Raw genomic sequence first — 19,089 nt, forward strand, 5'->3', positions numbered from 1 at the left:
GTCACAAAAAAGCCCGCAGGGCTTGCGCCGTGCGGGCTCTTAGGACTTCATCGGATGACTCTGGTAATCACCGATGCAGAATTTTGGTGGAGCTGGCGGGAGTTGAATCCGCGTCCGAAGTATTTTAACTATCTGTTTTTATTGAAATCATACTCATTCATAAAATTAACGTAGCTTTTGCGTAGCCTTTGCAGTCCTGACCTGGACTCGGAATGGATACGATTGAACTCGATTCTAAAAGTTGAACTAGGTCCATTTTCAGTTTTGCTTTGAAACCTTATTAACTGTAAGGTACATCTGAAGTTTATTGTTATTTTATTTCCAGAAATATCTTCATATTTAATGCTTAGTTGTCCTGCATCCATTATATCAAAAAAAGCATCATGTGAAGCTGTTTCTGAATGCGACATTTCAGACAGCAGTAAAAGTATCAATGATGGAAATTTTATTTTTGAAGGAGAGCTTTCTTGAGTTATTGGCATAATATACTCAAGCTCTTTATGCTCTCTTTTAATTCCATAATGGTTTAATTTCCCGTATCTGTAAAATTGGAAATATACGACATTTGATTCTTTGTCATCAAATGCTTCAAAGTATCTTTCTCCTGTTTGAGATTGCTTTTTTAACAGGCTATACATTTGATTTTGATTTATCTCGATGATTTCTGAGCGCTTAGCTATATTTTTGTAGTCGAAATTCCAGTTGTATTTTATGTTCAAAGCGGTACCTAACCCAACGTTTTTTATTGTAATTGGTATGTCATAGAAATAATCTTTATTTTCAAGTTTTAATCTGAAAACACTGTCTGACGTATGTAGGGTTTTTACTTCTTGCGAATTGATAATTAGTTGTGGTTTTGTCGAAATTGTTCTTTGTAACATGGTTTGTTTTACAGCAAAGAAAGCTGCAACTGCTGAAGCTGTGGTTGCAATGAAACCACCGATGGTAACCCAACTTTCTGCTGCCATGCGAACAATCCTCACTCTACGAGAAAGTGAGGATTATCATTTATATACTCTTTTTATTCAATATATTGATGGAAGTTGAGTTATCATATTCCTTCAAGTAACGGCCATAATTTCGGAAGAGCATTTCTGGCCCTTTATGGCCCATTTGGGTTGCTAACCAGAAAAGGTTGGCCCCACGGCTGATATGGCTGGTGGCGAATGTATGCCTTGTCTGATATGGGTTTCGGTAGCGGATGCCTGCTTTTCGTAGAGTTGGCACCCATGCCTTTTTTCTAATTGCATCAGCACTTGCCCACGGCTTATTGGTCTTTGGATCTTCAAAGACAGTAGCGCCCTTCATGAACGTGAACGGTTTCTGATTTATCAGAGCCGACATTGCTTCATCTGTGAGTTCAACTTTACGGGTACCTGCTTTTGTCTTGGTCCCTTTGATCACACCAACAACACTGGCGCTCTGGACGTGAGCTGTCTTCCCTACAAAGTCAATATCATCCCAACGAAGAGCACACAGTTCAGAACTACGCAGCCCGGTTTGGATAGCGAACCGGAAAAGGTTCTCCCACTGCTTATTACCAGCCGTTGAGAGTAAAGCGTCTACTTCTGCTGGTGACAACGGATCTACCACATAACTACTTTCTGCCACTGATTTATCACTTTGGTACCGTGAAGCTGTTACCAGAGATACAGGGTTAATCTGAAGCACACCATCTGTCACTGCTTCATCCAATGCAGAACGCAGGAATGACAACTGGTTTCGGATGGTCTTCAATGTCGTTTTCTGGTTCTGGATCCATGTCTTCAATGCAGCCGGCGTCAACTCACTTGCAGGAAAAATATGAAGTGATGACAATGCGCTTCGGCATTTCTTGTACCCGCCTATTGTCGAAGGGGAAAGCTTCCTCGTTTCGCAGATCACCAGATACTCATCCAGATACATCTTCACCGTTTTTCCTGCGGCAGCGTTTCCGAAAATTTTTAATCGGGTAGAACGGGGAAAGTATTCCGCGTAAACAAACGTTCCCCTTTCGATCTTGTTATGGATTTCGCCGAGTGTGCGCTCGGCGTATTTGATATTTTTAGGGGTTACGTCCAGATTAGAAAGAGGCTCACGGCATTTCACCCCTTTATATGTAAAAGTAATATTGATGGTTTGACCGTTGCGATGTTTCCTGATGGTTACGCCGCGCGGGAGTTTAGGCGATTCTGTCTGGCCCATTTTGCAACCTCACTAAGATCTATCCATCTCTCCTTAACGCCTTCGACTTTCAGCACTTGAACCCCTTCACGCCACACACCACGCTGTACGCGCTTGTTGATCGCATCAGGAGTTTCACCAGTCTCTTTGCAATAAGTTGAAATAGGTACACAATCGAGGCTCAGCATAAATTTCTCCATTGCCCGGCTGCACCCGGGTAGTAATATTAAATATCAGCGTTGCTGGTCGGAATCAACTTCTGCCAGATTGCGTCCACGTTTTTTGCTTGGTGGCGCGCATGTATTGACACCCCACTACCTGCGCGAACCGAAGCTTCACATAATGTGCGTTTGTCGATGTTGCTCATTGGGCTGCTCCCGAGCGAACGGTCCGTAAAAGTTGGTTGAACATCAGCGTTAGGGTGTTACTGCAACCAAAAGGCAGGTCATTAACGCGGTATGTTGGTACACCTTCACGGACGCCAGACTTCACTATTCGCCCGGTGGTATAGAGTTGAGACAGTGCGCCGGCAACAGCCGGTGTCCTTCTATTCATGCCTCTGGCAATTTCACCGCTGGTGGTATTGGGATGGGCCTGAATGTATTCGAGTATGGTCATTGAGCCTTACCTTTCAGTTGATCTAACTGAGCTAACGACTCAGTTAACGCGGCATATGTGGCTTCGAGTCTTGTTGCTACTTCTTTCATGATCCGCGCATGCTTTGCTGGTAATTCCGGTACGGAGGCATGAGCTTTCGCAACGAGTTCCGTTATTTTCAGGCGGCGCATTGGCGCAGCTCCATCAACTCATTGAACCGGTTAATGAACAGCCCGAAAGCTTGGCCGGGGCGCAGAGGGTGTATTTCAAACAAATCTGTCGGCGGTATGCCTTCCAGCATCACCCATGGGATACTGTCGTCGATGTCCAGATCACGGCGTTCGGTTGCCAGCATGGTCAGGTCGGCGTATTTCACAAAGGACGATCCTTCAAGGGGCAGGCCGAACTTCAGGCGAATGAGCTGATCAGTACGCTTCTCGATCTGCCGGTAGTCGGGCAGCAGAGCTTTGAGCGGGGCGGGGATGTCCTGGCAATATGCTTCTGCGGCGTCATGCATCAGCGCTTCAAAGGCAAACTCTGGCGACACGATCTGGCTGCACAAAACGGAATGTTGGGCCACGCTGTAGAACTCCGGCAGGTGTCCTGCGAAACGGCAGATATTTGAAAGCGCCCCGGCAATATCTTCGACATCAATATCGTCAATGGTGGAGTTTATGTAATCGAACTGCTTACCGGAAAGTGTCTGGATAAAACTCACGTTATTTCTCCTTAATTGGTGCGCTTCACCGCACGATTTTTGGTTGTACGAATCCCTCGCCGAAAGGCGATAAATAAAGGAATTACGCTTCAATAAATCCCCGCTGCGCCGGGGATTTAATGCTGAGCAATTACGCTTTAAAGCTCCCGATGAAGGTTTCTACTGAATCACCGTCGAATTTACTGATCAGAAGATCGCGAAATTCGTTGGCGATCGCTTCTTCCTGGGCCTCCCGTTGGACGATACGCAGAACGAAGCAGGCCTCACCGCTTTTCAGCAGGCTGTTACGCAGCTTGAAGCGGCGCTCTTCGAGACCTTCATAGGGCACACACTTAAATTCGAACGCTACCGGCATTACATCTTTGCTGCTGGCCTCGATGCTTTGCATCAGTGACTTCTTACCGCTGAAGTCGTTGTCTTCGTGATCGGCCTGGTTAATCTGCTGAATGGAAACCCGGCGAACGGCAGTCGCGGCCTGGGCGATCGTCATAGTTTCGCCGTTGGCGTCGAACGCGGTGAGGTAGTCGCTCCAGTCTTCCAGCCACTCGGCGATCTGCTTCTGGCTCAGGCGGTCGCCGTCGATACCCAGCAGCGCGCGGAACGGAGCAGTTTTCTTCAGGGTGATTGAGGCAACGTTATCAGCATGACCCGGATTATCCAGTGTGCCGATATTGAACACGGATCGCGCGGTCATATTGCCCGCATCAATAAAGCAGCGAGCAGGTTCCTCGGCGCTGGCGTAGCCTTTAGAATAACGGGCAAAATCATCGATGCTGGTTGTACTCATAGCGCCACGGAAACGGAAGCGCTCAAGAGAAAAGCGCTCGAGGCTTTCAACGCGAGTATCTTCCGGGAGTAATGCTGTCGGGCAAGCCAGGCCGTTAATATCATTCAGGTGATAACCAGAAAGAACCAGATCCTTAACCTGCTTAAAAGTACCGCTGTCTACCTGAGACATAAAAATTCCTTATTAACAAATGATCGAATTGGTGGCAGTGAATTAGTTGTCAGCGGTTCACTGAGCCGCTTTAAGCTTTCCGTCTGTGGCGCCGTTGATACTGAACAATTGCCCCTGATCTTCCTGCAGGATGGTAAGTTTCCCGCCTTTGTTAACCCACATTGGGGTTTCGGTGGTGTCCTCTTCGGAGGCTTTACCGCGCGGCGTCGGGGTGATGTAGTTCAGCTTGTGCTTAATCTTGACGCGCTTTTCTTCAACGGAATTACCCATACGCTCAAAATCAAAAGTCAGGACAACCTTGCCTTTATTGCCGTTGTTCAGAACACCCAGCGCGGTGGTATTAAGCGCGGCGGCGATTTTATTCATGAACACGCCGGCATCCAGCTCGCCCAGAAAGTCGGGCACTACGGTCATGCGATCATTGCTCATAGCATTTCCTCTCGGTTAAGCGGCTGCCGCCGCTGTAAATTTCTCCATACACAACAGAGAAGGGCACCTGCATTGGTCGGCAACTGCAATTGCCATCCTCTTGCCCGGGTGGATTGGGTTATGAGCCCGTCGCCCGGTGATGCCCTTGTCTATTGTGTAAAAAGGGCGGTACCGAGGTAGAACATTATCTTCGTCCCTCTTGAATAAGGTTGAAGACCCTGATACCGCCAAGACTACCCACAGCAATCTATTGCCTGTCTTTCACCACATCAGGCTCGGTGGATCCCGCTATTCCCCAACAACAAGGATTCGGTTAATCTGGATATCCCCAACAAGAAGAAGAGTATTCAATGTGATCGCTGAACTATCAGCGGCAATGGCCGCTATAAAGGAGACTGCAGGTCTCGCTAAAATTATCAATGACGCGAAAACGGATGCTGAAGTTAAAGCGGCAACAATTGAACTCCAGAGCAAACTGATTACACTGCAGGCAGAGTGTTTTTCTCTCGGAGACGCTATTAGAGCAAAGGAAGATGAAGCTGCTCTTTTACGTTCGAGGCTTGCTGTTTTAGAGGATTTTGAGAAAGCTACGCAGGAATATTCGATATTGAAAACCCCCGGAGGAACGCTTGTATACTCAGCATTAATAGGGGGAAGTAATGATCAATTTACTATTAATGCTTGTCCCCGTTGTTTCCAGCAAAGCCAGTTGTCAATACTTCAGCCAAGTCCAACCACTCATTCTATGGGCGGGTATTTCATTCATTACTGTCCATTGTGTAAAAGTGAATTCAAAATGGATAAAGTTCCGCCCATGCCGCCAGTTCAGGTGCCACGTCGACTTAGACGACCTTTCTAGAAGTTTGTTGGTAATATCCAGATTGTTAAAGAGCGAAGCGTCCTATGGGCGCTTTTTTGTTGTTTGCGAATCATCCGGTCATTCATGCGCCACCGGCGGCTATTTCATGGGCGTCCTGCCTGTTCGCTATCGACAAATATAATGTAGGATAACTTACATTGACAGGTCAAGAGAAAAAGTTGGATAACTTACATTGAGGGGCGAAAAAAAACCGGGAGGCCCCGGTTTTGTTATAAATCCATTATTACTTGTCTTACTAATCCTACCAATCGGCAGTTACCGTTAACCTCGAGCATCCTGTAATTGGGATTCAGAGGTACAAGGTATTTCAATGGACCATCGATGACGAACTTTTTAATGGTGGCCTCATCACTACCCAAAAGCTGTGCGATTACAATTTTGCCATTAGCTTGGCTGGCATCGCCAAAATCAGGCTCAACAACGACGATCGAACCCTCAGGAATACTCGGGGCACCCGTAGGGTTGGTCATTGAGTCTCCACGTACAATGAGAGCAAATGCGTTCTCGGAGACTGCGGCTGAGGTATATACCCATTCCTTAATATCACGCTCTGTAATAGCACCGCTACAAGCCGTCCATTCCCCAGCTTGAACCCATGTGAGGATAGGAACTGACCTTATTCCGAATCTGTGCTCAGGCTTCACGGCGCGCGGTTGTTGGTTTCCGTCATCCTTTCCGTCCAGTAACCATTGCGGTGACTTATCTAATGCAGCTGCAAGCGCCTGGAGGTTCTCGCCACCAGGTTTGTAGTCACCGGATTCCCAGCCAGTGATAGTGACGCGGTTTACCCCCACGAGCTTTGCCAGGACGGATTGCGTCATCTTTAGTTCTTTGCGTCTGCTTCGGATTCGATCATTCATTTTCATGTAGGCAATCCTACCATTTTATGATGTAGGAATGCTTGACCAATTAATGTAAGTTATCCTACTATTTACGCACTGCATTACCTAACTCCAGAGGAAAAAAATGAAGAAAAATGAAGTTATTTCTTACTTCGGTGGCGTAGGGAAAACCGCTAAGGCGTTAAATATCTCGCACGCTTCCGTATCCGGATGGGATGAGATTATCCCAAAAGGACGGGCCTTTGAGATTCAGGCGCTGACGAAAGGTGATTTGAAAGTGGACCAATCGCTTTATGAAAAGCGTAGCCATTCGACAACATAAATTGAACCACAGAAACGAAGGGGGAGCCGTGGGTAACGAACCTGAATGGAAAGTTGATAAGCAGCCAGCTTGGCTGGTCGCCGCTATCAAAAAGACAATCACTGACCTGCCGGGCGGGTATGCCGAAGCCGCTGAATGGTTGGGGGTGACAGAAAACGCGCTATTTAATCGTCTGCGTACCGATGGAGATCAAATTTTCCCGCTTGGTTGGGTAATGGTTCTGCAAAGTGCTGGTGGAAAAAATCACATCGCCCACGCCGTCAGCAGAGCGTCAGGCGGTACGTTCGTTCCAATGCCAGAGATTGAAGATCTGGACTACGGGGATATAAACCAGCGCCTGCTTGAGGCAATTGAACAGATTAGTGCTTATTCGCAGCAGGTCAGAGAAGCGATCGAGGATGGGGTGATTGAACCTCATGAGCGATCGGCGATTGATGGCGAACTGTACAGCGCAATATCAAAGCTTCAGGAACATACATCGCTCGTTTATCGCGTGTTTTGCGCGCCAGAAAAGAGTGACGCCCGCGAGTGTGCAGCTCCGGGCGCCGTGGCAGATAAATCATTGTGTATGGAGAAATCCGCGTGAGCAATTTAACCGCAAATATTCGTTTGCCGCAACTCAGGTTGATCCCGGTACCGGGCGCTCCTTCGTTTCGGTATGAACGCATGGTATCGGGTCGCTGGTTTTCATGTAACCACAGTCGTACGGCTCGAATTGTGGGGGTATTCAACCGGAGGGCCGCGGCATGGTTCAACAAATAAACGGCGTTAATGTTTCAGCAGCTCCGTTCTTTGCTGGGGTACGCGTAACGATGAGTAGTCGCGATATTGCGGCGCTTACTCAGAAGCAGCACAAACACGTCGTACGCGATATTGAAACCATGCTGCAGCAACTCGGCGAGAAGCCGGGGGGGTATGCCCATTTCTGGACCCACCCCCAGAACAACCAGCAGTATCGGGAATATCGCCTCGATCGCGAGCATACCGAGTGTCTGGTTGCCGGTTACAGCGCGCCTCTGCGGATGGCAATCATCCGCCGTCTGCGTGAACTGGAAGAGCGCGCTGGCGCCATCCCGCAAACTTTGCCGGAAGCATTGCGCCTGGCTGCCGATATGGCCGAGCAGAATGCACGGTTAAACCATAAGGTTCAGCAGGACGCCCCAAAAGTGGCTTTTGTTGAGCAATATGTTGAAGCTGGCGGCGCCAAAAGCCTGCGTGAGACGGCGAAGATCCTGAATATGCCTGAAAAAGCGATGATCGACGTGCTGCTGCGCGACAAAGTTTTGTTCCGCCAGTCTGGCAATTTGCTGCCGCATGCCCTGCGCCAGCGTGAGGGCCTGTTTACCGTCAAAACCGGTACATCTGATTTCGGTCATGCCTATACGCAAACCCGCGTAACACCTCGAGGCGTCCAGTGGATCGCCGAACGGTACGCCTCAGAATTAATGGGGGGTTAACGTGGCAGAGCATATTCAACCTTTGAACCGTTACTATCGCGATCATCACGGCATTGTCGTAAATGTGATCGGTTATGACGCAACTGGTCAACGTGTTATCTACCGCCGCCCCGGCTATGACTGGGAGTGCGTGGCACCGTTGGTCGTGTTTCGTTCCAGATTCGTGAGGGTAGATAAGTGAGCGTTAAATTATCTGCATACGTCTGGGATGGCTGTGCGGCGGCTGGCATGAAGATTTCCAGTGTCGCAATAATGGCACGCTTGGCAGACTTCAGTAACGACGAAGGCGTTTCCTGGCCTTCCATTGAGACTATCGCTCGTCAGATTGGGGCGGGGCCCAGCACTGTCAGAACGGCTATTGCAAAGCTGGAAGCTGAAGGTTGGTTGACCCGTACCGCTCGCCGCCAGGGCAACCGTAATGCATCCAATGTTTACCGACTAAATGTGGCAAAGCTTCAGGCGGCGGCATTCGCCCACCTGTCAGATTCTGACCCGTCAAAATTTGAGGCGTCAAAATCCGGTAAAAATGGGGGTTTTCACCCGTCAGAATCTGGCGGGGATCCGTCAGTAACATCAACTACCGATCCATCAGATAAAAAACCTTCTTGTCCGGTTGCGCCGCAACCCGACCCTGCAGTGATGATCACCGATCAGGCTAAACAGGTTTTGACTTTTCTGAACCAAAAAACAGGATCCCGTTATCAGGTGGGGAAAACGTCGCTGGAGAATATTCGCGCCCGGCTGGGGGAAGGGTTTACCACCGAGGAACTCACTCTGGTTGTGGAGTACATGACCGAGAAATGGGGGCAGGATTTTAAAATGTCCGAGTACCTTCGACCTACGACGCTGTTTCTACCAACGAAATTCCCTGGTTACCTGCAGGCCGCGAACAAATGGCACAAAGCCGGTCGCCCTGAGCGCAAAAATGGCGAGTGGGTTAACAACCTCAGTCCTGCTTCGCGGGCAATCTTCAAAGATGTTGATTATTCACTACCAGAAAACTCGGGATTTCGCTCATGAATAGATACTGCCAGGCGCTGGCTGAACTGCGTAGCAAGCCAGCCCATGAGTTAAGAGAAGTTGGCGATCAGTGGCGCACTCCGGATCTGCTGTTCTGGGGCATCAATGCGATGTTTGGCCCGCTGGTTCTCGACCTGTTTGCTGATGATGACAATGCGAAGTGCCCGGTATGGTACACCGCAGAAGATAACGCGCTGACACAGGACTGGTCTGAACGTTTGGCAGAACTGGGTGGTGCTGGTTATGGCAACCCACCGTATAGCCGTTCGCAGTACCACGAGAAGCAGGCGATCACAGGCATGACGCACATCATGAAATACGCAGCAGCCCAGCGCGAGAAGGGCGGTCGCTATGTATTCCTGATAAAAGCCGCGCCGAGTGAAACGTGGTGGCCGGAGGATGCCGATCACATTGTATTCATTCGCGGGCGCATTGGGTTCGATCTGCCAGTGTGGTTTGTCCCTGCCGACGATAAGCAGAAGCCCACTAGTGCTTTCTTCGCTGGTGCTATCGCCGTCTTCGATAAGTCATGGCGTGGCGAGCGGTTCAGCTATATCAGTCGTATGGAACTGGAAGCGAAAGGGCGGGCGTTTATGTCCCTGGCTCAATTTGCCGCGACAAAAGTGGCGCCGCCAGCTCCGGCGGAAGAGGTTACTTCTGCTGCTGTATATCTGCCAGAAGTGGAATCGCGAATCTGGCCTCTTGAGGTTGGCCTGGTGTTTAACCAGGTTGAAGGCGCTGACGCGCTGAGTGAGATCCAGCAGAACAAGCTAAAAGCAAATATCAATCAGCTCTGGCTTGAGCGCATGTCCACCAGCGAAATAATCACTGTTGCCAGTGAACAGATTGGCAGTATGAAACGGGAGGTTGCGTGAGAGCGCTGCTTACCCCTGAAGTTGTGCCACGTCTCGGCGTGGTGCTCCTCAAGCCTGGCAGCGAACTATTTTCCCTATTTATAGGTGGCCGTGTGCTGGTGGAACGTCAGCCTGAGCATATGGCAGGCATGCCTACTGGGCGAGTCCCGGACGCGCGCCAACCGCTAGCCGAAAACAAAAGCCTCCAGTCTTTTTTCTCTGATGCGCGAGTTATTCAGGCCGCTGGGGGAATCAATGCCCTGGAAGAGTGGTTGCTGAGGCGCTTCAAAAAGTGTCAGTACCCCCACGGTGATTATCACCATAACGAGGTGGTCACAATGCGCTACGCATCGTCGGCGATAGCTGTTTGTTGGCACTGTGACCACACACTGAAAGACCAAGCGACGGAAACTCTTGGGGCACTGGCGCTGAATAACGCCACGGAATGGGTGATCGATAGAGTATTACTGGGGCTCGGATACAACAAAGAGCGCGAGCTGTCCCTTGGGGAATTGTGCTGGTGGGCTATTTACTCCGGGATTGGGGATTCAATAACGGAGGGAATGGCGCATCAGGCGCTGCGTCTCCCTGTTGAACCATTTCTGTCGGTTTACAAAGAGGCCGATATCATCCCGGGCGACCCTGTCCCATCGGCGGTTCAACTTCAGCAGAGAGCAAGACGGTTTAAACGGACAGAAGCCCCGGAGCCGGTAGAGCAAAAGCCTGTTATGGCGCTACAAGCGGATCCGGATAGCCCTGAGTCGTTCATGTTACGGCCTAAGCGCCGCCGCTGGGAGAATGAAAAGTATACGCGCTGGGTAAAAAGCCAGCCCTGCGAGTGTTGTCGCCGTCCGGCAGATGATCCACATCATATTATCGGTAATGGGATGGGGGGCACTGCTACCAAAGCCCACGACCTGTTCGTGATCCCTCTGTGCAGAGAGTGCCACGACAAATTGCATACTGATGTGGCGGCGTTTGAGCAGAAAAATGGCACCCAACTGGAGCTGCTGTTTCGATTCCTGGACCGGGCGCTGGCGATCGGCGTAATTGTTAAAGCGTAAGTGTATGGAGCGCTAATCTGAATGAATTTACAGGCCATTGAATATACCCGTATAGAAGTAAGGCGCGCCCTGGCTAATTTATCTGAAGGGACAAAGGGGCAGTTGCAGGCGTTTAGTGAACATCCACCAGCAGACAAAAATAAAACTCCCCGCTGCGGACAGCCCCTTATCGAACTGGAGGGCGGGGGAGGTTGCGGACGCTCGCTTGTAAGGGCATTAACTACGCCTTTTTATGTGCTGGAAACGAGAAGCCGGCGGCGACCTTTACCGCCAATGCAGGATCTGGAATTTAGTTACGCACCGTGGCGCCGGGTAATCAATTCACTTGATGACTACCAGCAGGCATGGATCCGTTACTGCTATGGTTTCGATCTGAACTTCAGGTATCAGACCCTGATGTGCCAGCACGTCTGGAATGGTTTTCAGAATTGCCGGATAGAGAAGAAGCTGCAGTCACGGGTAGTAAAAAAACTGGTCTCACTTGTCTGGCTGGCAGCGCAGGAGGTAGCAGCGGCCAGAAGCAATGATACCTATAAAGAGTACGCCGGCGCGGCGTTAGCACGCATGATCTCTGTTAATCGTTCAACCTGGTTACGGGTGTATGCCTCGCATTGGGCGAGATTTAAAGCAGCATTCGTTGAACTTGACGCTCAGGCGTTGCAAACGATCCTCATCAGGCGCGAAGCGATGGATGTGGCTAATGCGTTGGAAATGTGACCTAAGTTTCACTATCTACGTCTAACGCGCTTGCAAAATGCAACGAAATAAGACATATTTGAAGCATATTTGATACGTTGCCAAAATTTTAAAACCCGCCAATGAGCGGGTTTTTTATGTCTCAAATTTTGTATGATTTAAGCTTCATTCATTATTTGAGGATTTAAACGTGGCAAAAGGTAGTCATATACCCTACGAAGTCAGGGATGAGGTTGAGAAAGAAATCATTAATCGTTATGGGCATGAAGCCCAAATTGCGTCTGTCAGTGTTGAGTTCAGCACTGATTATTTTCCGCATAAAGGTAGGGCGTTTATTTGGTTTGGTACTAACCCCGATCCGTTTGTATGTAGTTTTGAGTATAAATATGGGGAGATGTCAGAAAAGGTATTTAGCGTCACGAGAGACTGGCGTGATTGATACTAAATTTAATTGTCGAGTCATAAAAATATGACTTATCTGCTGTGAAGAATGGGCGGCTGGTGGGTGTTGGAGCACTCCACCAGCCATTCGCTCATGTTTGAGGTCACAAGCGAACCGAAGCCCACCGCTTTAGCGCTAAAGCATAGTGAGCCTATCAGAGTCCTGCTTACTGATCTATGAAAAATACTGTAAAAATAAACAGTGTTGAGTTGTTCAACGCTGATTGTCTGCACGTTCTTTCCCAAATCCCCGATAATTCGATAGACCTAATCTGTACCGATCCGCCGTATTTCAGAGTTAAACCTGAAAATTGGGATAACCAGTGGCGTCGGGATGCCGATTACTTGGCGTGGCTTGATAAGTGTCTGTCGGAGTTCTGGCGGGTTTTGAAACCGAACGGCAGCATCTACCTGTTTTGCGGTCATCGGCTGGCGGCAGACATTGAACTGTTGATGCGTAATCGTTTCAATATTCTCAACCACATCATCTGGGCGAAGCCGTCCGGTCGCTGGAATGGCTGCCATAAGGAAAGCCTGCGGGCGTATTTCCCTGCAACAGAGCGCATTCTGTTCGCTGAACACTATCAGGGTCCATATCGTCCAAAAGACGTCGGCTATGAGGTGAAGGGCAGGGAACTGAAACAGCATGTGCTGATGCCGCTGATTTCATATTTCCGCGATGCGCGTGCAGCCCTGGGGATAACGGCAAAACAGATTGCCGATGCCACGGGAAAGAAAAACATGGCGTCTCACTGGTTCAGTGCCAGTCAGTGGCAACTGCCGAACGAAGAGGATTACCAGAAGTTACAGGCATTGTTTTTACGTGTCGCAAAGGAAAAAAAGTGCACCGGAAAACGGGAGTATCCACACCACCAGCTGGTGGAGGAATATTCTGTGCTGAGCAGGAAATACGCAGAACTGCTTGGCGAGTATAAAAGCCTTCGGCGATATTTCAGTGTAACAGCGCTGGTCCCCTATACCGATGTCTGGACGCATAAACCCGCTCAGTTTTACCCTGGAAAGCATCCCTGTGAAAAACCGGCAGACATGTTGCGGCAGATTATCAATGCCAGCAGTAGGCCAGGCGATCTGGTGGCAGATTTTTTCATGGGTTCAGGCTCAACCATAAAAGCTGCTATGACGCTTAGACGTCGTGCTATTGGCGTTGAACTGGAGCCGGAGCGTTTTGCGCAGACCGTGAAGGATATTCGGGGGATATCTGAACTGATTCGTTGATATTGCAGGATTTATCCGTTCTGGATAATATTTTGCTTCCGGCCCTTGAGCTCAGTGGTCAGAGCGAGCAGCTCATAACCGCCAGGTCGCCGGTTCAAGCCCGGCAGGGGCCACCATGCCGACTTAGCTCAGCAGGTAGAGCAACTGACTTGTAATCATCAGGTCACCAGTTCGATTCCGGTAGTCGGCACCATGCGCTGTTAGCTCAGATGGATAGAGCAATTGCCTTCTAAGCAATCGGTCACTGGTTTGAATCCAGTATGGCGCACTATGCGGTCATTGTATAATGGCTATTACCTCAGCCTTCCAAGCTGATGATGCGGGTTCGATTACCGCTGACCGCTCAAGTTTTGAATGGGCGCTGCTTTTTGCAAAATTGCTGTGTAAAAATACTGACCTTTGGGTTCAGCGCTCATCCAAAAGCACTCCGTTAATATCCGTACAACCGTGGGTGGTTTGTTGGATGGAGTGCCTCATATTAATGCCTGTTTGTTTAAACACATCTATTATTCAGTCTGCTATGGTGTTGCCGTACCGCTATACTGTCTACTCTATCAGTGATGAGGTGACCTATGCAGGAAGGGTTCTACTGGATTAAGCACGTTGACTCTGTCCAGGTGGCTTATTTCAAGAGTGAAGAGTTCGAAGATATATCAACCGGCGAAATTGTACCTGGCGTATGGCACTTAACCCGGGATGATGCAATTTGTCACAACAGTGAAGTCAGTATCCTGGCTGGTCCGTTAGAACCACCAGGTTAAAAAACTTATTTTTGATCAGGCTGCCTCCGGGTGGCCTTTTTTATTTCCCCTCAATTCTGAGAGGACTCACAGCAATAAGAGGGGGCTAAATGTCCGATCCGATTTCCGGCACTGGGCTGGCTGGTGGTGCACTGACGGGGGCCAGTATCTATGGACTGCTGACCGGAACCGATTACGGTGTTGTATTTGGCGCATTTGCAGGGGCGGTGTTCTACATTGCAACTGCTGCGGACCTGAGCGCAGCGCGCCGGTTGGCATATTTTCTGGTGTCATACATCGCGGGGATCCTTTGTTCCGGTCTGGTGGGATCAAAGCTGGCGGCCTGGACTGGTTACACCGATAAACCGCTGGATGCCATTGGTGCCGTAATCGTTTCTGCATTGGCCGTCAAATTCCTGACGTTCCTGAGTAACCAGGATGTTGGATCGCTGGTGGCGCTGATAACGCGCCGGGGAGGTTCCGGTGGTACTAAATGACCCGACTGCAACCCTTAACGCTCTGTTATGCGCGGGGGTGGTAATAACGTTAATGTTTTACCGTCGCGGCAATTCCCGGCACCGCCCGTGGATTTCACGTCTGGCATGGCTGATTACCGTCTTGTACAGCGCTGTACCGCTTGCCTACTTGTGCGGTATTTATCCACATTCATCATGGCCTACGATCGGGGCCAACATCATTTTTCTTTCCGTGCTGGTGGCCGTCAGAGGCAACGTTGCACGTCTGGTTGATCACCTGAGGCAATAATGACCAAAGACGAAATATTTAATGCCATCCTCGGCAAAGAGGGCGGGTACGTTAATCACCCCGACGACAAAGGCGGCCCAACAAACTGGGGAATCACTCAAGCGGTAGCTCGCGCCCACGGTTATAACGGTGATATGCGTAACCTTACCCGCCAGCAGGCGCTGGATATCCTGACGGCTGACTACTGGACAGGGCCACGCTTCGACCTTGTTTCTGAGGTATCACCAGCCATCGCCGCCGAATTGTGCGACACCGGCGTTAACATGGGCCCATCGGTTCAGACCAAATGGTTTCAGCGATGGCTGAACGTATTCAACATTCAGGAGACGCTCTATCCCGAGCTGATTGCTGATGGTTTTATCGGTCCACGAACTATCAGCGCGTTAAAAAGCTATCTTGCCCGGCGAGGAAAAGAGGGAGAGCTGGTTATGCTCCGTGCTCTGAATTGCAGCCAGGGTCAGCGTTATCTCGAACTGGCAGAACAGCGCAGCGCGAACGAGACATTTGTTTATGGCTGGGTAAAGGAACGGGTGGTTATATGACGCTTGAGATGATCACCGGACTCGTTGTGGCAGTATTTGCTGCTATTGCTGGAGCTTTTGGCCTGGGCCACCTACGCGGCGCCAGCAAAGCTGAAGCGAAAGCAGATAAGCAGCGCACCGAAGAAAACGCGGCGGCCACCGTTGCGGCGGCAGAACGTAAAGCGGAAGTCACTAAAGAGGCCAGCAATGTACAGCAGACTGTTAACCATATGCCTGATGACGATGTTGATTGCGAGCTGCGCGCAAACTGGACCCGCAAGGGTTGAAGTGGTTGATACGGCTTGCGACTGGGTTAAACCCATCTACGGAACGGATCACGACTGGGATGTACTGGACCGCCAGACGAAGAAAGATATCCTGGCGCATAACAAAGCGTGGCAGGCGAACTGCCAGAACCCCCAAGTCGGATCATTATGACGAAAACTTAGTAAGTATTCCCGGTGGCAGAATGTATCGCTGATATTTCAGTGAAACAGCGATTTATTCTTGTCACTAACAGGATAAATGCTAATAACACCTTTTTATTCGTGTTATTAAAATAAAACAAACTACTCTCATTGTACCTTTGCCAACCAGCACCAGTCTGGCAGAGGTTGCAAGTTATCCGGTCAGGTATAGCTCTTCCGGGTGGCTCCTGAGAGTTGTGTTTCATCTGTTAACTGACAGTAATCAAAGGCCGCATATTCTTGCGGCCTTTATTTTATACATATCTCGCACGCCTTGAAGATAACACTCATAAGACAATAGGCCTTTGTTATAAGACAGAGGAACTATAGTGTGGGGATGTCTAAAGGAGCGTGTTTACCAATTTAACAGAAAGAAAATACTGTACATGCAACTCTTTCATGAACTGAAATCTTTGAAAACTAAGGGCGGGAAGTAAAGGTTTTGGCCAGCGTGACATAAATTTATATTATGGTTGTTTAAAATTTTGCAATTAAAAACAGTAAGATGCGAGCTTACAAACTAAATGTTGCTATGTCGGGTCAATCATGCGTTAATGGGGGTGTGGTTTGTTATGAATTTATCTGAAGCAGTTACTGTAATATTTTTTATTATTTGTTCCTATTGAGATTTCCTTGTTGGTTTTTCTCTCTGATAATTTTTTCAGACCATTCTGCCCAAGGGCTTACTCAAAAAGGTAATAGTTATGTCTAATAAAATGACTGGTTTAGTTAAATGGTTTAATCCTGAAAAAGGTTTTGGGTTTATCACCCCAAAAGATGGCAGTAAGGATGTATTCGTACATTTTTCGGCTATCCAGAGTAATGATTTTAAAACGCTGAATGAGAATCAGGCAGTTGAGTTCGGTGTTGAGCAGGGTCCAAAAGGACCGTCGGCAGTTAATGTCGTAGCGCTTTAAGGTCACTGTTATTATTAATAATATTCACTTTAGATGTCCTTGCTGCCATGGGTCTCAGTACCGTACATCATCTTTTGATGTTACCGTCAGCAATCCTTTTGGTGCGAAATGTATTTTCTGTAAATCTACAATGATTACATTTGATAATATTGCACGTTATATTTGTTCTGGTCAGGCTCCACTTGCTTTCAGAAAGTAAAAAACCAGGCCCCTTTTTGGGGCCTTTTTACATTGTAATATGGCTTCATAATAGGATATTTACGAGACCACTATGAAAAAAGTGTTAGTGTTTTTTAATTCCGAACCGGCAGTTGTGCTATCAGTAATGAAGGGTATTACAACTATAACACGTGAATATCCTAGCGGTGAAAAGGCACATCTATCCGTTATGTCTGCCGGCTTCCCATCACTGACAGGTGATCACAAAATAGTTTATGTTGCTTCTGATCGTAATGTAAGTTCAGAAGAAATCCTTGAGGTCGCATCCAAATTACTGAAATGAAAGTTTCAAGTATCTGTGCTAACTGTATTGAGTGTGGTTTTCCGGCTGTATTTTCAAGGTAAATAATAACCAAGCTATTGATCATTTGATGTGTTCAACCTATCTTTATAGGTAGACAAGGCAAGTATAAAGCTGTGAACACATTGTTATAATGGTTTGTTGATGTCGTAACAGAGTATGAGAGGAGCAAAATGAACGTCGCAGAGTTACAACAAAAAACGGAGACAGAAATTTCTGAGTTTATTACTAAGAAAATTGTCGAGCTCAAAAAAAAGACAGGGAAGGAAGTTTCGGACATCAAGTTTACTGCTCGTGAAAAAATGACCGGGCTGGAGAGCTATGATATTAAGATTACTTTGATCTAGGTCTGCTGCGAAGTTGCTGACTGCGCACTTCATTTAAACAGCCATACGTAGAGACCAGCTCACGCATAGCTGGTCTTTTTATCTTGTTTTATTCTTTTTTGAAGCCTCAATTTTATATACAGTAAGGCATTTTAAGCGCTATTGTCAGGGTATGAGCGGAGGAAAAGTCATTCACAGTTTTTCCTTTGAGTGTCGATTGTATTAAGGGCTTTTCTATAAGCACCATATGCCCCCTGAAAGGATTGCTCAGCCTGCTTAATCGCTGCCTTCTGCAAGTCCGGGTTATCACCCGCTCTGTCCGCCAGGTAAAAAGCCTTAAGTGTGTTAGTTGCAACTGTCGCCAGTTCAGGTGGCGCATAAGTCATCACTTCTGTGGCGCTTTTAATAACTGGCAATATATCTTTTCTCATATCGCTTCGTGTAATAGGGGCTGTTAACGTAGGTGAAAAGCTAAAAGAAGTCACCGATACCATGAACTGATTATATTTCTCCCTCAACAGAGATTCCTGCTTATCCAGACGAATGATACATGCTGTTTTTGAAGCATTGTGTGTTTGTAAATAGTTTCCATACAGACCCAGTAATGCGGTGATACTGACACCCAGTAATGTGCAGATGACTGGGAAAATTACATTGAATTGTTTTATAGCTAGACTTCTTCTCATGGCTGTCGCTCACTTGCTGTGTGGTTCAGTATATTTATTCGGTTAAACCATATTTACTTGCCATGATTTTTACGCCAAGAGCCAGCACATGGTTAGTTATCATTTTTATGGTTTCTCTACTTCCGGCTTTGACCGCCTGTGTTAATTGGCTACCAGCATTTGATGTTAGGCTATCAGGCATGAGTTTCAGACATTCAAGCCCTTTAGGGGTAAGAATTACATCAGCAAAGTATTCACCGTGAAATCCGCTGGAGGTAATAAAATCTGCATTAATAAGCCAGCTAATTGTTGCTTTAACAAATTCAGCGTCTTCGGTTAACTCAGCACCGGTAAAGCCATCGGGATCAAGTGCTGAGTCTCCTTCTGTGTAATCTGCCAACCCTAACGGTTTGGTGAGAGGAAAGGAATTGTACAAATCCGCAAATACCTGACCTGCAATTTCGTCGAACTTATCAATATTGGACATATTT

The 19,089-nt window shown here is 48.1% G+C and carries 32 protein-coding genes and 4 tRNA genes; 24 read left to right on the top strand and 12 right to left on the bottom strand.

The annotated features are described in order from the left end of the window. Window positions 1–128 precede the first annotated feature (128 nt). From OGY07_RS12950 to OGY07_RS12990, 9 genes are all read right to left on the bottom strand, one after another. The gene (locus OGY07_RS12950; RefSeq protein WP_286601016.1) at window positions 129–968 is read right to left on the bottom strand and encodes a hypothetical protein; all 840 of its coding nucleotides are present in this window, start codon (window positions 966–968) and stop codon (window positions 129–131) included. A gap of 40 nt (window positions 969–1,008) precedes the next feature. Then, on the bottom strand, window positions 1,009–2,184 hold the full coding sequence (locus OGY07_RS12955) for a site-specific integrase (RefSeq protein ID WP_286601018.1): 1,176 nt from the start codon (window positions 2,182–2,184) through the stop codon (window positions 1,009–1,011). Then, window positions 2,145–2,351, bottom strand: a complete 207-nt coding sequence (locus tag OGY07_RS12960; protein WP_012906810.1) for a hypothetical protein — start codon at window positions 2,349–2,351, stop codon at window positions 2,145–2,147. The genes OGY07_RS12955 and OGY07_RS12960 overlap by 40 nt, the downstream gene beginning before the upstream one ends. A gap of 38 nt (window positions 2,352–2,389) precedes the next feature. Then, window positions 2,390–2,530: a hypothetical protein gene (locus tag OGY07_RS12965; protein WP_286601021.1), complete on the bottom strand. Its 141-nt coding sequence runs from the start codon at window positions 2,528–2,530 to the stop codon at window positions 2,390–2,392. Beyond that, a complete protein-coding gene (locus OGY07_RS12970) occupies window positions 2,527–2,781 on the bottom strand; it encodes a hypothetical protein (protein ID WP_205612215.1) in 255 nt (84 codons plus the stop codon). Before OGY07_RS12970 ends, OGY07_RS12965 begins: the two co-directional genes overlap by 4 nt. Continuing rightward, entirely contained in the window at window positions 2,778–2,951 is a 174-nt protein-coding gene (locus OGY07_RS12975) for a hypothetical protein (RefSeq protein ID WP_286601024.1), read from the bottom strand. Before OGY07_RS12975 ends, OGY07_RS12970 begins: the two co-directional genes overlap by 4 nt. Further along, the gene (locus OGY07_RS12980) at window positions 2,939–3,478 is read right to left on the bottom strand and encodes an HD family hydrolase (protein WP_286601026.1); all 540 of its coding nucleotides are present in this window, start codon (window positions 3,476–3,478) and stop codon (window positions 2,939–2,941) included. The genes OGY07_RS12975 and OGY07_RS12980 overlap by 13 nt, the downstream gene beginning before the upstream one ends. A gap of 130 nt (window positions 3,479–3,608) precedes the next feature. Beyond that, window positions 3,609–4,436, bottom strand: a complete 828-nt coding sequence (locus tag OGY07_RS12985; protein WP_286601030.1) for a YfdQ family protein — start codon at window positions 4,434–4,436, stop codon at window positions 3,609–3,611. Window positions 4,437–4,493: 57 nt separating this feature from the next. Further along, entirely contained in the window at window positions 4,494–4,865 is a 372-nt protein-coding gene (locus OGY07_RS12990) for a YfdP family phage-associated protein (RefSeq protein WP_286601032.1), read from the bottom strand. 352 nt (window positions 4,866–5,217) lie between these two features. On the opposite strand from OGY07_RS12990, the gene OGY07_RS12995 reads away from it, so the two are divergent. Next, window positions 5,218–5,724: a hypothetical protein gene (locus tag OGY07_RS12995; protein ID WP_249418870.1), complete on the top strand. Its 507-nt coding sequence runs from the start codon at window positions 5,218–5,220 to the stop codon at window positions 5,722–5,724. Window positions 5,725–5,954: 230 nt separating this feature from the next. Here the strand turns inward: OGY07_RS12995 and OGY07_RS13000 are convergent, their stop codons facing one another. Continuing rightward, window positions 5,955–6,611: a LexA family protein gene (locus tag OGY07_RS13000; RefSeq protein ID WP_181822675.1), complete on the bottom strand. Its 657-nt coding sequence runs from the start codon at window positions 6,609–6,611 to the stop codon at window positions 5,955–5,957. Window positions 6,612–6,711: 100 nt separating this feature from the next. Between OGY07_RS13000 and OGY07_RS13005 the strand changes: the two genes are divergently transcribed. From OGY07_RS13005 to OGY07_RS13120, 23 genes are all read left to right on the top strand, one after another. Beyond that, window positions 6,712–6,909, top strand: a complete 198-nt coding sequence (locus OGY07_RS13005; RefSeq protein ID WP_181822676.1) for a Cro/CI family transcriptional regulator — start codon at window positions 6,712–6,714, stop codon at window positions 6,907–6,909. 28 nt (window positions 6,910–6,937) lie between these two features. Then, on the top strand, window positions 6,938–7,495 hold the full coding sequence (locus OGY07_RS13010) for a YmfL family putative regulatory protein (RefSeq protein WP_181822677.1): 558 nt from the start codon (window positions 6,938–6,940) through the stop codon (window positions 7,493–7,495). Between the two features lie 226 nt (window positions 7,496–7,721). Continuing rightward, entirely contained in the window at window positions 7,722–8,366 is a 645-nt protein-coding gene (locus OGY07_RS13015) for a phage antirepressor KilAC domain-containing protein (RefSeq protein WP_286601038.1), read from the top strand. Window position 8,367: 1 nt separating this feature from the next. Continuing rightward, window positions 8,368–8,547 carry a DUF4222 domain-containing protein gene (locus OGY07_RS13020; RefSeq protein WP_181822679.1) on the top strand — a complete coding sequence of 60 codons (180 nt, stop codon included), beginning with the start codon at window positions 8,368–8,370 and terminating at the stop codon, window positions 8,545–8,547. Next, window positions 8,544–9,386, top strand: a complete 843-nt coding sequence (locus OGY07_RS13025) for a conserved phage C-terminal domain-containing protein (protein WP_286601040.1) — start codon at window positions 8,544–8,546, stop codon at window positions 9,384–9,386. The genes OGY07_RS13020 and OGY07_RS13025 overlap by 4 nt, the downstream gene beginning before the upstream one ends. Continuing rightward, entirely contained in the window at window positions 9,383–10,261 is an 879-nt protein-coding gene (locus tag OGY07_RS13030; RefSeq protein ID WP_181822681.1) for a phage N-6-adenine-methyltransferase, read from the top strand. Before OGY07_RS13025 ends, OGY07_RS13030 begins: the two co-directional genes overlap by 4 nt. Further along, a complete protein-coding gene (locus tag OGY07_RS13035) occupies window positions 10,258–11,304 on the top strand; it encodes a DUF968 domain-containing protein (protein ID WP_286601044.1) in 1,047 nt (348 codons plus the stop codon). Before OGY07_RS13030 ends, OGY07_RS13035 begins: the two co-directional genes overlap by 4 nt. Before the next feature lie 21 nt (window positions 11,305–11,325). Further along, window positions 11,326–12,021: a bacteriophage antitermination protein Q gene (locus OGY07_RS13040; RefSeq protein WP_181822683.1), complete on the top strand. Its 696-nt coding sequence runs from the start codon at window positions 11,326–11,328 to the stop codon at window positions 12,019–12,021. Window positions 12,022–12,190: 169 nt separating this feature from the next. Then, window positions 12,191–12,439 carry a hypothetical protein gene (locus OGY07_RS13045; protein ID WP_181822684.1) on the top strand — a complete coding sequence of 83 codons (249 nt, stop codon included), beginning with the start codon at window positions 12,191–12,193 and terminating at the stop codon, window positions 12,437–12,439. Window positions 12,440–12,618: 179 nt separating this feature from the next. Further along, window positions 12,619–13,677: a DNA-methyltransferase gene (locus tag OGY07_RS13050; protein ID WP_286601049.1), complete on the top strand. Its 1,059-nt coding sequence runs from the start codon at window positions 12,619–12,621 to the stop codon at window positions 13,675–13,677. A gap of 40 nt (window positions 13,678–13,717) precedes the next feature. Continuing rightward, a tRNA-Ile gene (locus OGY07_RS13055) sits at window positions 13,718–13,793 on the top strand. Window position 13,794: 1 nt separating this feature from the next. After that, window positions 13,795–13,870: transfer RNA gene (locus OGY07_RS13060), tRNA-Thr, on the top strand. A gap of 1 nt (window position 13,871) precedes the next feature. After that, a tRNA-Arg gene (locus OGY07_RS13065) sits at window positions 13,872–13,945 on the top strand. 4 nt (window positions 13,946–13,949) lie between these two features. Beyond that, window positions 13,950–14,021, top strand: a tRNA-Gly gene (locus OGY07_RS13070). A 506-nt stretch (window positions 14,022–14,527) separates the two neighbouring features. Further along, window positions 14,528–14,914 carry a phage holin family protein gene (locus OGY07_RS13080; protein ID WP_079780883.1) on the top strand — a complete coding sequence of 129 codons (387 nt, stop codon included), beginning with the start codon at window positions 14,528–14,530 and terminating at the stop codon, window positions 14,912–14,914. Next, the gene (locus tag OGY07_RS13085; RefSeq protein WP_079780884.1) at window positions 14,901–15,182 is read left to right on the top strand and encodes a phage holin family protein; all 282 of its coding nucleotides are present in this window, start codon (window positions 14,901–14,903) and stop codon (window positions 15,180–15,182) included. Before OGY07_RS13080 ends, OGY07_RS13085 begins: the two co-directional genes overlap by 14 nt. Next, the gene (locus OGY07_RS13090; protein ID WP_286601054.1) at window positions 15,182–15,724 is read left to right on the top strand and encodes a glycoside hydrolase family 108 protein; all 543 of its coding nucleotides are present in this window, start codon (window positions 15,182–15,184) and stop codon (window positions 15,722–15,724) included. Before OGY07_RS13085 ends, OGY07_RS13090 begins: the two co-directional genes overlap by 1 nt. Further along, window positions 15,721–15,990: a hypothetical protein gene (locus OGY07_RS13095; protein ID WP_181822687.1), complete on the top strand. Its 270-nt coding sequence runs from the start codon at window positions 15,721–15,723 to the stop codon at window positions 15,988–15,990. Before OGY07_RS13090 ends, OGY07_RS13095 begins: the two co-directional genes overlap by 4 nt. Further along, window positions 15,947–16,141 carry a hypothetical protein gene (locus tag OGY07_RS13100; protein ID WP_249418877.1) on the top strand — a complete coding sequence of 65 codons (195 nt, stop codon included), beginning with the start codon at window positions 15,947–15,949 and terminating at the stop codon, window positions 16,139–16,141. The genes OGY07_RS13095 and OGY07_RS13100 overlap by 44 nt, the downstream gene beginning before the upstream one ends. Window positions 16,142–16,874: 733 nt before the next feature. Beyond that, window positions 16,875–17,087, top strand: coding sequence for a transcription antiterminator/RNA stability regulator CspE (cspE, locus tag OGY07_RS13105; RefSeq protein ID WP_181822688.1), 213 nt, complete (start codon window positions 16,875–16,877; stop codon window positions 17,085–17,087). 10 nt (window positions 17,088–17,097) lie between these two features. Beyond that, window positions 17,098–17,286, top strand: coding sequence for a cold shock small protein YmcF (gene ymcF, locus OGY07_RS13110; RefSeq protein WP_181823240.1), 189 nt, complete (start codon window positions 17,098–17,100; stop codon window positions 17,284–17,286). Window positions 17,287–17,358: 72 nt separating this feature from the next. Beyond that, window positions 17,359–17,589, top strand: a complete 231-nt coding sequence (locus OGY07_RS13115; protein WP_181822689.1) for a hypothetical protein — start codon at window positions 17,359–17,361, stop codon at window positions 17,587–17,589. Window positions 17,590–17,780: 191 nt separating this feature from the next. Further along, the gene (locus tag OGY07_RS13120) at window positions 17,781–17,954 is read left to right on the top strand and encodes a GnsA/GnsB family addiction module toxin (protein ID WP_181822690.1); all 174 of its coding nucleotides are present in this window, start codon (window positions 17,781–17,783) and stop codon (window positions 17,952–17,954) included. Between the two features lie 167 nt (window positions 17,955–18,121). Here OGY07_RS13120 and OGY07_RS13125 read toward each other — a convergent pair whose 3' ends face one another. Next, window positions 18,122–18,619: a hypothetical protein gene (locus OGY07_RS13125; protein ID WP_181822691.1), complete on the bottom strand. Its 498-nt coding sequence runs from the start codon at window positions 18,617–18,619 to the stop codon at window positions 18,122–18,124. Between the two features lie 34 nt (window positions 18,620–18,653). Next, window positions 18,654–19,085 (bottom strand): hypothetical protein, encoded by a 432-nt coding sequence (locus tag OGY07_RS13130; protein WP_206255717.1) that lies wholly within the window; start codon window positions 19,083–19,085, stop codon window positions 18,654–18,656. Between the last annotated feature and the right edge of the window lie 4 nt (window positions 19,086–19,089).

Origin of the sequence: Citrobacter sp. Cs237 (assembly GCF_030332325.1) — a bacterium.
Lineage (GTDB): Bacteria > Pseudomonadota > Gammaproteobacteria > Enterobacterales > Enterobacteriaceae > Citrobacter_A > Citrobacter_A sedlakii.

Excerpts from the sequence above, each read along its gene's own strand:
- OGY07_RS13120 (WP_181822690.1), top strand. The coding sequence starts at position 17,781 with ATGAACGTCGCAGAGTTACAACAAAAAACGGAGACAGAAATTTCTGAG.
- OGY07_RS13015 (WP_286601038.1), top strand. The coding sequence starts at position 7,722 with ATGAGTAGTCGCGATATTGCGGCGCTTACTCAGAAGCAGCACAAACAC.
- OGY07_RS12950 (WP_286601016.1), bottom strand. The coding sequence starts at position 968 with ATGGCAGCAGAAAGTTGGGTTACCATCGGTGGTTTCATTGCAACCACA.
- OGY07_RS12985 (WP_286601030.1), bottom strand. The coding sequence starts at position 4,436 with ATGTCTCAGGTAGACAGCGGTACTTTTAAGCAGGTTAAGGATCTGGTT.
- OGY07_RS13095 (WP_181822687.1), top strand. The coding sequence starts at position 15,721 with ATGACGCTTGAGATGATCACCGGACTCGTTGTGGCAGTATTTGCTGCT.
- OGY07_RS13050 (WP_286601049.1), top strand. The coding sequence starts at position 12,619 with ATGAAAAATACTGTAAAAATAAACAGTGTTGAGTTGTTCAACGCTGAT.
- OGY07_RS13090 (WP_286601054.1), top strand. The coding sequence starts at position 15,182 with ATGACCAAAGACGAAATATTTAATGCCATCCTCGGCAAAGAGGGCGGG.
- OGY07_RS12955 (WP_286601018.1), bottom strand. The coding sequence starts at position 2,184 with ATGGGCCAGACAGAATCGCCTAAACTCCCGCGCGGCGTAACCATCAGG.
- OGY07_RS13040 (WP_181822683.1), top strand. The coding sequence starts at position 11,326 with ATGAATTTACAGGCCATTGAATATACCCGTATAGAAGTAAGGCGCGCC.
- OGY07_RS12970 (WP_205612215.1), bottom strand. The coding sequence starts at position 2,781 with ATGACCATACTCGAATACATTCAGGCCCATCCCAATACCACCAGCGGT.
- OGY07_RS13100 (WP_249418877.1), top strand. The coding sequence starts at position 15,947 with ATGTTGATTGCGAGCTGCGCGCAAACTGGACCCGCAAGGGTTGAAGTG.
- OGY07_RS12965 (WP_286601021.1), bottom strand. The coding sequence starts at position 2,530 with ATGAGCAACATCGACAAACGCACATTATGTGAAGCTTCGGTTCGCGCA.
- OGY07_RS12990 (WP_286601032.1), bottom strand. The coding sequence starts at position 4,865 with ATGAGCAATGATCGCATGACCGTAGTGCCCGACTTTCTGGGCGAGCTG.
- OGY07_RS13000 (WP_181822675.1), bottom strand. The coding sequence starts at position 6,611 with ATGAAAATGAATGATCGAATCCGAAGCAGACGCAAAGAACTAAAGATG.
- OGY07_RS13080 (WP_079780883.1), top strand. The coding sequence starts at position 14,528 with ATGTCCGATCCGATTTCCGGCACTGGGCTGGCTGGTGGTGCACTGACG.
- OGY07_RS13115 (WP_181822689.1), top strand. The coding sequence starts at position 17,359 with ATGAAAAAAGTGTTAGTGTTTTTTAATTCCGAACCGGCAGTTGTGCTA.
- OGY07_RS13005 (WP_181822676.1), top strand. The coding sequence starts at position 6,712 with ATGAAGAAAAATGAAGTTATTTCTTACTTCGGTGGCGTAGGGAAAACC.
- cspE (WP_181822688.1), top strand. The coding sequence starts at position 16,875 with ATGTCTAATAAAATGACTGGTTTAGTTAAATGGTTTAATCCTGAAAAA.
- OGY07_RS12975 (WP_286601024.1), bottom strand. The coding sequence starts at position 2,951 with ATGCGCCGCCTGAAAATAACGGAACTCGTTGCGAAAGCTCATGCCTCC.
- OGY07_RS13030 (WP_181822681.1), top strand. The coding sequence starts at position 9,383 with ATGAATAGATACTGCCAGGCGCTGGCTGAACTGCGTAGCAAGCCAGCC.
- OGY07_RS13125 (WP_181822691.1), bottom strand. The coding sequence starts at position 18,619 with ATGAGAAGAAGTCTAGCTATAAAACAATTCAATGTAATTTTCCCAGTC.
- OGY07_RS13130 (WP_206255717.1), bottom strand. The coding sequence starts at position 19,085 with ATGTCCAATATTGATAAGTTCGACGAAATTGCAGGTCAGGTATTTGCG.
- OGY07_RS12960 (WP_012906810.1), bottom strand. The coding sequence starts at position 2,351 with ATGCTGAGCCTCGATTGTGTACCTATTTCAACTTATTGCAAAGAGACT.